The 672-nt window shown below is 67.6% G+C and carries 1 protein-coding gene; it reads right to left on the bottom strand.

The genetic code is table 11. From position 1 onward, the window contains the following. On the bottom strand, nt 1-672 hold a 672-nt coding region (locus NKI95_RS34360), incomplete at both ends, for an IS701 family transposase (RefSeq protein WP_352722282.1).

Genomic DNA, 672 nt, shown 5'->3' with positions numbered 1-672 from the left:
GGCGGCTGCGCGAGCGCGGTGAGGATGGCTTGCCTGACGGCGGGTAGGCTCGGTTGGGGCGGCGGGCCGAGGATTCTTTTTTCCCCCTCCCGCTTGTTTGAGGCGGCGAGATTGCAGGAAGGCGTAGGCGATCATCGTCATCAGCGCGTGCCGGTGCAGGCCCGTCCATGAGCGCCCCTCGAAGTGGTCGAGGCCAAGTTCCTCCTTGAGCTGCTGATGCGCCTGTTCGCAGACCCAGCGCGCCTTGATGGCGCCTGCGATCTGCTTGAGCGGGGTGTCGGCGGGCAAGTTGGAGAGGTAGTATTTGCGCTCGCCGGTCGAGCGGTGCTCGCCGATCACCCAGACCTCCTCGCCAGGCAGATGCTGAGCGCCCATGTCGCGGATGCGCTGGGGTGGGCCATCTGCAACCCGGACACGGACAGCGGCGAAGCGGGCCGAGAGGCGGCCTTTGGTGCCACGCCGCCAACTGACCGTCCGCCATTGGGCTTTTTCCAGCATCGCCTGCGCGGCCATCGACTTCACATCGGGGATATGCCGGCGGCGCGGGCGGCCGTGTCCGGCAACGGGGAAGATCATCGCCACGTCGGCGGCATAGACCTTCTGCTTGAACGGGATACCGACGGCCCAGGTAAGGCCGCGCTCGGTGAGCGCCTGCCGGAAGGGGGCGCTCAA

It is taken from the genome of Mesorhizobium sp. M0306 (genome assembly GCF_040321655.1).
Lineage (GTDB): Bacteria > Pseudomonadota > Alphaproteobacteria > Rhizobiales > Rhizobiaceae > Mesorhizobium.
This window is presented reverse-complemented; position numbering and strand designations above follow the sequence as displayed.